This window comes from Mesorhizobium caraganae, assembly GCF_016836705.1.
In the GTDB taxonomy this organism is placed as follows: Bacteria; Pseudomonadota; Alphaproteobacteria; order Rhizobiales; family Rhizobiaceae; genus Mesorhizobium; species Mesorhizobium caraganae.
Map to the genome: position 1 here is coordinate 1 of NZ_JAFCGY010000087.1, position 1,489 is coordinate 1,489.

At 58.0% G+C, this 1,489-nt stretch carries 2 protein-coding genes and 1 tRNA gene; all 3 read left to right on the forward strand.

Annotated features, from left to right (window positions below; translation table 11 throughout):
* Nucleotides 1-13: 13 nt before the first annotated feature.
* The 3 genes from JQK88_RS35360 to JQK88_RS35370 all read left to right on the forward strand — a co-directional run bounded on the left by JQK88_RS35360 (nucleotide 14) and on the right by JQK88_RS35370 (nucleotide 1,153).
* Nucleotides 14-90: transfer RNA gene (locus tag JQK88_RS35360), tRNA-Met, on the forward strand.
* Nucleotides 91-571: 481 nt separating this feature from the next.
* Nucleotides 572-838, forward strand: coding sequence for a type II toxin-antitoxin system ParD family antitoxin (locus JQK88_RS35365; RefSeq protein ID WP_203281204.1), 267 nt, complete (start codon nucleotides 572-574; stop codon nucleotides 836-838).
* A gap of 3 nt (nucleotides 839-841) precedes the next feature.
* On the forward strand, nucleotides 842-1,153 hold the full coding sequence (locus tag JQK88_RS35370; RefSeq protein ID WP_203281206.1) for a type II toxin-antitoxin system RelE/ParE family toxin: 312 nt from the start codon (nucleotides 842-844) through the stop codon (nucleotides 1,151-1,153).
* Nucleotides 1,154-1,489: the final 336 nt, after the last annotated feature.

The window sequence follows — 1,489 nt, forward strand, 5'->3', positions numbered from 1 at the left end:
CCTCTAAGGTTGACGCGGGGTGGAGCAGCCCGGTAGCTCGTCAGGCTCATAACCTGAAGGTCACAGGTTCAAATCCTGTCCCCGCAACCAAATCAAAAAAGCCCGCCTCGTGCGGGCCTTTTTGTATTTTGCTGTGGTGGCCGGACGGTTTTAACCTGCATCAGGGGCCCGCAAGGAAGGCGAAGCCGACGCCGCGGGACAGAAAAGCCAAATCCTGTCCCCAAGCCAACTTTCTCGGCGCCCCGCTTCTCGAAGCGACATCCCGCGCCGGTGGCCTTGCGGTCAGGTACGCCCTCTCGGATTGTGTCCAGGCTGATGTTCGCAATCTGCAACCACACCCAAGCGAAGTCGCACCAAGCGAAGCCGGTTGGCTTCGAACACTGGAGGACGATCCCGGGCACGATCGCGCCGGCGCGATTCGTGCATTTCGATGCAGCAGAACGAGAGGACGATCATTCTCTTGCCAGCAAATCATGGAAACGATGCGCGGCTGTATGCGTGCGTGTTGCTAATCATTGCTATCTATTGCTACCGATCCTGATTCGCACCATAATCTCTTCAGGAGGTTGCCATGCCCAACTACGCACTGAACGACCACTATGAGAGCTTCATCAGGAAGCAGCTCGAATCAGGCCGCTACAACAATGCTAGTGAGGTTGTTCGCGCCGGCTTGCGTATGCTCGAGGATTTCGAGGCGGAGCGGGAAAGATGGCTGCGCGAGGAGATTCCGACGCGTTTGACCGAGCTCCGGCAGGATCGGGCGAAGGCTATCCCTGCCGAGACGGTTTTTTCGCGGCTCGAGGCGCGGCATCGCGCGAAGCAGGCGAAAGCCAAGTAGGCAATGGAGTATCGCATTGTCTTCCACCCTAAGGCGGAAGCTGAACTCGAACAGCTCTATGATGACATAGCCGACCGTGCGTCGCCGGCGATCGCCTGGAATTTCATCGCCAGCATCCGCGATCATTGCCTCGGCCTGTCGACTTTTCCACAGCGCGGAACGGAGCGGGTCGAGATCATGCCTGGTCTGCGCATCATCAGCTACCGCCGCGCCGTCAGCATTGCGTTTGCGGTCGAGGCCGAGCTGGTCCTGATCCTGGGCATCTTTTTCGCCGGTCGAAACATCACGGCGGAATTGCTGGAAGATCGGCTCTGAAGCACTGCTCAGGCTGGCGCCGTGGTCGACATTCACCGGGCAGAGCAGACGATTTTCAAGCCGATGGCACGCAGCCGCCGCCGAGGGATGGGAGCTTCGTAGAAGTGATCCGACCGCGGAACACCACTCATAATTTCAGCCAAGCCAACTCACGAATTTCAGCCTCGTGGATATCTCTGCGAGAAATCGAAAAAACATGGCTGAAGACAGTTGACAGTTTGAGTGGGTGGCGACTATATACGCCTCACGAACGAGGGCGGTGCGCCGCTGGCGGCGAAGCAGTTTGCTTCTGAATAAGCCCTTGTGAAATTCAAGAGAGCCGCGTAAGCGACACTC

Coding starts and splice junctions, on each gene's coding strand:
- JQK88_RS35365 (WP_203281204.1), top strand. CDS start 572: ATGCCCAACTACGCACTGAACGACCACTATGAGAGCTTCATCAGGAAG.
- JQK88_RS35370 (WP_203281206.1), top strand. CDS start 842: ATGGAGTATCGCATTGTCTTCCACCCTAAGGCGGAAGCTGAACTCGAA.